Source organism: Pseudoalteromonas sp. Z9A4, assembly GCF_011378845.1.
GTDB lineage: Bacteria > Pseudomonadota > Gammaproteobacteria > Enterobacterales > Alteromonadaceae > Pseudoalteromonas > Pseudoalteromonas arctica.
In genome coordinates this window covers 19,597-27,229 of the sequence record NZ_WTLA01000039.1, presented here as the reverse complement: position 1 = coordinate 27,229, position 7,633 = coordinate 19,597, and the positions used below count along the sequence as shown (strand labels likewise).

The 7,633-nt window shown below is 42.9% G+C and carries 5 protein-coding genes; all 5 read right to left on the bottom strand.

Annotated features, from left to right (window positions below; all coding sequences use genetic code 11):
- Positions 1–89, bottom strand: an 89-nt coding sequence (locus GQR54_RS18430) for a GTP-binding protein (protein WP_233997923.1), incomplete at its 3' end; no start/stop codon positions are given.
- Positions 90–151: 62 nt separating this feature from the next.
- Positions 152–2,266, bottom strand: a complete 2,115-nt coding sequence (gene fusA, locus GQR54_RS18425; RefSeq protein ID WP_007580132.1) for an elongation factor G — start codon at positions 2,264–2,266, stop codon at positions 152–154.
- A gap of 27 nt (positions 2,267–2,293) precedes the next feature.
- Positions 2,294–2,764, bottom strand: coding sequence for a 30S ribosomal protein S7 (gene rpsG / locus GQR54_RS18420; protein ID WP_010555004.1), 471 nt, complete (start codon positions 2,762–2,764; stop codon positions 2,294–2,296).
- Between the two features lie 96 nt (positions 2,765–2,860).
- Positions 2,861–3,235, bottom strand: coding sequence for a 30S ribosomal protein S12 (gene rpsL / locus GQR54_RS18415; RefSeq protein ID WP_008165517.1), 375 nt, complete (start codon positions 3,233–3,235; stop codon positions 2,861–2,863).
- Positions 3,236–3,429: 194 nt separating this feature from the next.
- Positions 3,430–7,605: a DNA-directed RNA polymerase subunit beta' gene (gene rpoC, locus GQR54_RS18410; protein ID WP_166379495.1), complete on the bottom strand. Its 4,176-nt coding sequence runs from the start codon at positions 7,603–7,605 to the stop codon at positions 3,430–3,432.
- Positions 7,606–7,633 lie beyond the last annotated feature (28 nt).

The window sequence follows — 7,633 nt, the reverse complement described above, 5'->3', positions numbered from 1 at the left end:
GCAGTTAGTGTAGTTTTACCGTGGTCAACGTGGCCGATTGTACCAACGTTTACGTGCGGTTTTACGCGTTCAAACTTTTCTTTTGCCATCTTAAAAAATTCCTAATAAAGAAATTAAAGCCTGACTCACTATTGAGCCAGACAAGCTAAAATTATATAACAGCGCGAGCTGAAATTATTGTATCTGCAACGTTTTTAGAGGCTTCAGCGTACTTCACAAACTCCATAGAGTATGAGGCACGGCCCTGTGTTGCAGATCGTAAAGCAGTCGCATAACCAAACATTTCAGAAAGAGGAACCTGCGCATTAATTTGCTTAAGTCCACCTAATGCATCTTCCATGCCTTCGATTATGCCGCGGCGACGGTTTAAGTCGCCAACTACATCACCCATATTTGAATCAGGAGTGAGTACTTCAACCTTCATTACTGGCTCTAGTAGTACAGGGTTAGCTTTAAGCGCCCCATCTCTCATTGCCAGTGAACCTGCTATTTTAAATGCCATTTCATTCGAATCTACATCATGGAATGAACCATCATATAAAGTCGCTTTAACGCCAAGTAATGGGTAGCCTGCCAGTACACCTTGAGACATTTGCTCTTGGATACCTTTGTCTACCGCAGGGACGAACTCTTTAGGAACAGAACCACCTACGGTTTCGTTAACGAACTCGTAAATTGGTGACTCATCATCCGTAATATCCATCGGTTCAAGTTTAATCCAAACGTGACCATATTGACCACGACCACCTGACTGACGTATAAACTTCCCTTCAACCTTAACAGTTGAACGAATAGCTTCTCGGTATGAGACCTGCGGCTTACCAACGTTACATTCAACACTGAATTCACGTTTCATACGGTCGACGATGATATCTAGGTGAAGTTCACCCATGCCAGAGATTATAACCTGGCCTGATTCTTCGTCAGTTTGTACTCGAAAAGAAGGGTCTTCAGCAGCTAGTTTACCCAGCGCGATACCCATCTTATCTTGGTCAGCTATAGTGCGAGGCTCAACCGCAATAGAGATTACTGGTTCAGGGAATTCCATACGCTCAAGCGTAATAATAGAATTCGGATCACACAGTGTTTCACCTGTTGTTACGTCTTTAAGACCAATAGCTGCCGCGATGTCGCCTGCGAAAACTTCTTTGATCTCTTCACGAGAGTTTGAATGCATCTGTACGATACGGCCAAGTCGCTCACGCTTACTTTTTACTGGATTATATACCGTGTCACCCTGTTTAACAGTACCAGAGTAAACACGGAAAAAGGTCAAGGTTCCAACAAACGGGTCTGTTGCAATCTTAAAAGCGAGTGCAGCAAACGGCGCTTTATCATTAGCTGGACGTTCTTCCTCAGTACCATTTTCTAGGATACCTTGGATTTGTTTCACTTGCTCTGGTGAAGGCATATATTCAACAACGCAATCAAGCACAGCTTGAACACCTTTGTTTTTAAATGCGCTACCACAAGTAACTGGAACAATCTCATTAGCTAATGTTCGTTGGCGTAAAGCATTTTTAATTTCTGCTTCACTTAACTCTTCACCTTCTAAGTATTTATCCATTAGTTCTTCTGTTGCTTCAGCAGCGCTTTCAACTAAGTGAGAGCGCCATTCTTCAGCTAATTCCAGAAGTTCTGCCGGTATTGCCTCATAAGAGAAAGTCATACCCTGGTCCGCTTCGTTCCAGTTAATCACTTTCATTTTTATAAGGTCAATAACACCTTTAAAGTCGTCCTCAGCGCCTACAGGCAACTGAATTGGAACAGGCGTTGCTCCAAGACGAGATTTCACCTGGCTAACCACAGCTAAGAAGTCAGCGCCCGTGCGATCCATTTTATTTACGAAAATCATTCTCGGAACTTCGTATTTGTTCGCTTGACGCCAAACTGTCTCAGTTTGCGGCTGTACACCAGATGAAGCACAAAGAACAACTACCGCACCATCTAATACGCGTAAAGAACGCTCTACTTCGATAGTGAAATCTACGTGTCCTGGAGTATCAATAATATTGATACGATGGGCGTCAAATTGAGCGTCCATCCCTTTCCAAAAACACGTTGTTGCAGCAGAAGTGATTGTGATACCACGCTCTTGTTCCTGCTCCATCCAATCCATAGTTGCAGCGCCATCATGTACTTCACCGATCTTATGAGAAAGACCCGTGTAGAACAGAACACGTTCTGTTGTGGTGGTTTTGCCTGCATCTACGTGAGCGACAATACCTATATTACGATAGCGCTCAAGTGGAGTTGTACGTGCCATATGATCCTCTTAAAGGTTAAAGACAGATTACCAACGGTAATGAGCGAATGCTTTATTCGCTTCAGCCATACGGTGAACGTCTTCACGTTTCTTAACCGCAGTGCCTTTATTATCAGAAGCGTCAACGATTTCTTGAGCTAAACGTAAGCCCATAGATTTTTCGCCACGCTTACGTGCAGCGTCTACTAACCAACGCATACCTAATGCGTTACGACGAACTGGACGTACTTCAACTGGTACTTGATAAGTTGAACCACCAACACGGCGAGATTTAACTTCTACCTGTGGGCGGATGTTATCAAGTGCAGTTTCAAAGATTTCTAGGTGCGACTTGCCTGATTTCTCAGCAGCCACGTCTAGCGCACCATAAACAATTTTTTCAGCAGTAGATTTCTTGCCGTCTAACATCACGATGTTAACGAATTTAGCAAGAAGTTCCGATCCGAACTTAGGATCTGGAAGAATTTTACGTTGACCGATTACGCGTCTTCTAGGCATTTTGTATCTCCGGTTTATTCAGGTTTGCTCTTTCGAGTCAATCACCCAAAACAATAATTATAAATATTTAGTGCTTGGCCTTACTAACGGAAAACATTAGCCTTTAGGGCGTTTAGTACCGTATTTAGAACGAGCTTGACGACGGTCGCTAACGCCTGCACAGTCAAGTGCACCACGAACAGTGTGAAAACGCACACCTGGTAAATCTTTAACACGACCACCACGGATTAGGATTACACTATGCTCTTGAAGGTTATGACCTTCACCACCAATGTATGAAGTTACTTCGAAACCGTTAGTTAAACGTACACGAGCTACTTTACGTAACGCCGAGTTAGGTTTCTTAGGTGTAGTTGTATATACGCGAGTACATACACCGCGCTTTTGCGGACACGCTTTTAGTGCAGCTGAGTTACTTTTCGTAACCTTGCTACGGCGTGGCTTACGCACTAGCTGGTTAATAGTTGCCATTTAAATAGCTCCTGAAATTAAAATTACTACTGAAAAAAATAAAAAATCCGCCCTTTATTTACGAGCCTGCATTAAGCACACAAGTAAATGGGTGGCGGAATTTTAATGAGCAAAGTTTAACCTGTCAACCTAAACTAACCACAAGACAGCATATAACTGCCTTGCGATCACTTAATCTATTGATTAAGAACAGTTTATTGATTTCCAGACAAATCAGCATTTAGAGCGTCTGTAAGTGCTTGAGTTGCCTCTTCTGCACTTACTGTTTGCTCTTCTACTACTACTTTGCTTTGTTTACGGCGAGCCATACGTTCTTGATGATACGCAAAACCGGTACCGGCTGGGATCAAACGACCCACAATTACGTTTTCTTTAAGACCGCGAAGCTCATCGCTCTTACCATTCACTGCCGCATCTGTAAGAACACGTGTTGTCTCTTGGAAAGACGCTGCAGAGATGAAAGATTCTGTTGCTAGTGATGCTTTTGTGATACCCATTAACTGGATTTCAAACTTAGCTGGTATCTTACCTTGTTTTTCAAGGTCACGGTTTGCGATATTAACGCGCGCCACTTCGATTTGTTCACCGGCTAAGAAGTCAGTATCACCGCCGTGCATGATGGTACATTTACGTAACATTTGACGGATAATTGTTTCAATGTGCTTATCATTGATCTTAACGCCTTGCAAACGGTAAACCTCTTGCACTTCGTTAACGATATAGTTAGCAACATGAGTCACACCACGTAGGCGCAAGATGTCATGCGGTGATTCAGGACCATCGGCGATAACTTCACCTTTAGACACTTGCTCACCTTCAAACACGTTAAGTTGACGCCATTTAGGAATCATCTCTTCGTAATGATCACCCTCAGCTGGAGTAATAACTAAACGCTTCTTACCTTTAGTCTCTTTACCGAAGCTAATTGTACCAGTTACTTCAGCTAATATAGCTGGTTCTTTTGGCTTACGAGCTTCAAATAAGTCGGCTACGCGTGGTAGACCACCCGTGATATCACGAGTTTTCGAACCTTCTTGCGGAATACGTGCTAACACGTCACCTGGGTTTGCTGTAACGCCGTCAATAACTTCAATCGTCGTGAATGAAGGAAGACGTGTTTCTTGCAGACCGCGCTCTTCACTTTCGATGATAAGCTTTGGTTCTTTCGTATTTACTTTAGCAAGATCTTTAACAACTACACGGGTTAAACCCGTTAGCTCATCAGTCTGTGCTTCAGTATTTGAATCATCGATATCGCTGAACGATACTTTTGATTTATGCTCAAGAACGATTGGGTGACTATGCGGGTCCCAAGTAGCAACTATATCGTTACCTAGAACTTCCGTATTGTCTTGCACTGTTAATACCGCACCGTAAGGTACTTTATAGCGCTCTTTCTCACGACCATGACTATCAATGATAGTAATTTCCGTAGAACGAGAAGTAATAACAATCTTACCGTCTGTGTTAAGTACGTACTTAGAGTTATGAAGTTTTAATGTACCGTTAGTTTTTACTTGTACATTATTTTCTGCAGACGCTCTAGATGCCGCACCACCGATGTGGAAGGTACGCATTGTTAACTGTGTACCCGGCTCACCGATTGACTGTGCCGCGATAACACCCACTGATTCACCAGCGTTGATGATATGACCACGTGCTAGGTCACGACCGTAACAGTTAGCACAAACACCAAAGTCATTATCACAAGTGATAACAGAACGTACACGAACTTCATCTACTGAATGCTCTTCTAAAAGATCACACAGTTTTTCGTCTAGCATGATATTACGTTCAACAAGCACTGTATTAGTACCTGGAATCACAATATCTTCAGCAACAACACGACCTAGAACACGTTCACGAAGTGCTTCTACAACATCACCACCTTCAATAAGCGGTTTCATTGTTAAGCCATCTTCTGTGCCACAGTCATCTTCATTGATTACCAAATCTTGTGCAACGTCTACTAGACGACGCGTTAGGTAACCCGAGTTTGCTGTTTTAAGTGCTGTATCGGCAAGACCTTTACGCGCACCATGCGTTGAGATGAAGTACTGAAGTACGTTTAGACCTTCACGGAAGTTAGCTGTGATTGGAGTCTCGATGATTGAACCATCTGGACGTGCCATTAGACCACGCATACCCGCCAACTGACGAATCTGTGCAGCACTACCACGAGCACCTGAGTCGGCCATCATAAACACTGAGTTAAATGACGGTTGCTCTACTTCTTCACCTTGTGCATTGATAACTGTGTCTTTCGACAAGTTAGACATCATCTCACGTGATAAGTTTTCGTTTACACGTGACCAGATATCGATAACTTTGTTGTACTTTTCACCAGCCGTTACAAGACCTGATTGGAATTGTTGGTTGATTTCAGTAACTTCAGCTTCAGCTGATTCAATTATCTGTGCTTTAACCGGTGGGATAACTAAGTCATCAATACCGATAGAAACACCTGACTTCATTGCATAATGGAAACCGGTGTACATAACTTGGTCAGCAAAGATAACTGTATCTTTAAGACCTAGACGACGGTAACACTCATTCAATAAGCCAGAAATCTGCTTTTTACCTAGCGGCTGGTTGATTGACGCAAACGGCATGCCTTTAGGTAAAATTAGAGACAGAATTGCACGACCAACAGTTGTATCGATAACAGTAATAGTATCTTCTACTACGCCGTCTTCGTTTTTAACTGATTGGCTAATACGTACTTTCACAATTGCGTGAAGGTCTGCATTGCCACTGCGGTATGCTTTTTCTGCTTCTTTTGGATCTTTAAATATCGCGCCTTCGCCTTTAGCGTTAATGCGGTCACGAGTCATGTAATAAAGACCCAATACAACATCCTGTGAAGGAACGATGATTGGCTCACCATTCGCAGGAGATAGAATGTTGTTTGTTGACATCATTAATGCACGAGCTTCAAGCTGCGCTTCGATTGTTAACGGTACGTGTACCGCCATTTGGTCACCATCGAAATCGGCGTTGTACGCCGCACATACTAATGGATGCAAATGAATCGCTTTACCTTCGATAAGCACAGGCTCAAACGCTTGGATACCCAAACGGTGAAGTGTTGGTGCACGGTTAAGTAATACTGGATGTTCACGAATTACTTCGTCAAGTACATCCCATACTTCCGGAACTTCACGTTCAACCATCTTCTTAGCAGCTTTGATTGTCGTAGCCATGCCGCGACGTTCTAATTTGCCATAGATGAATGGTTTGAATAGCTCTAGTGCCATCTTCTTAGGAAGACCACATTGGTGAAGCTTAAGTGTAGGACCAACTGTGATTACAGAACGGCCTGAATAATCTACACGCTTACCAAGTAAGTTCTGACGGAAACGACCTTGCTTACCCTTGATCATATCAGCAAGAGATTTAAGAGGACGTTTGTTAGAACCTGTAATTGCACGACCACGACGACCGTTATCAAGTAGCGCATCTACCGCTTCTTGTAACATACGTTTTTCGTTACGTACAATAATGTCTGGTGCTGCTAAATCTAGTAGACGCTTAAGACGGTTATTACGGTTAATAACACGACGGTAAAGGTCATTTAGATCAGATGTCGCAAAACGACCACCGTCTAATGGTACTAATGGGCGTAGATCAGGTGGCAATACTGGAAGTACTGTCATGATCATCCACTCAGGGTTATTACCTGATTGGTGGAACGATTCCATTAACTTAAGACGTTTAGTGATTTTTTTACGCTTAGTTTCAGAGTTAATTGTTGGTAACTCTTCACGCATCTCAGCTATTAATTGAGCAAGATCAAGTTCACGAAGCAAGTCTAAAACTGCTTCAGCACCCATCTTAGCTTCAAACTCATCACCGTGCTCTTCTAGTGAATCTAAGTATTCTTCTTCACCTAATAGCTGACCACGCTCAAGCGTTGTCATACCAGGTTCAGTTACTACGAATGATTCGAAGTAAAGAACACGTTCAATATCACGAAGCGTCATATCTAGCATTAAGCCAATACGTGACGGTAATGATTTTAAAAACCATATATGTGCAACTGGGCTCGCAAGGTCGATATGACCCATACGATCGCGTCGCACTTTAGTGAGTGTTACTTCAACGCCACACTTTTCACAGATCACACCACGGTGTTTAAGGCGTTTATATTTACCACATAAACACTCATAATCTTTCACTGGGCCGAAAATACGGGCACAGAATAAGCCATCGCGCTCAGGCTTGAAAGTACGGTAGTTAATAGTCTCAGGTTTCTTTACTTCACCGTATGACCATGAACGAACCATGTCTGGTGAAGCAAGACCAATGCGAATTGCATCGAATTCTTCGGTCTTATTTTGTTGCTTCAGAAACTTAAGTAAGTCTTTCACCTTAGCTCTCCTGTCGGAGTTAATCTTG

Bases quoted from the DNA above. Each gene is read 5' to 3' on its own strand.
- rpsG (WP_010555004.1), bottom strand. From the start codon at position 2,764: ATGCCTAGAAGACGCGTAATCGGTCAACGTAAAATTCTTCCAGATCCT.
- fusA (WP_007580132.1), bottom strand. From the start codon at position 2,266: ATGGCACGTACAACTCCACTTGAGCGCTATCGTAATATAGGTATTGTC.
- rpsL (WP_008165517.1), bottom strand. From the start codon at position 3,235: ATGGCAACTATTAACCAGCTAGTGCGTAAGCCACGCCGTAGCAAGGTT.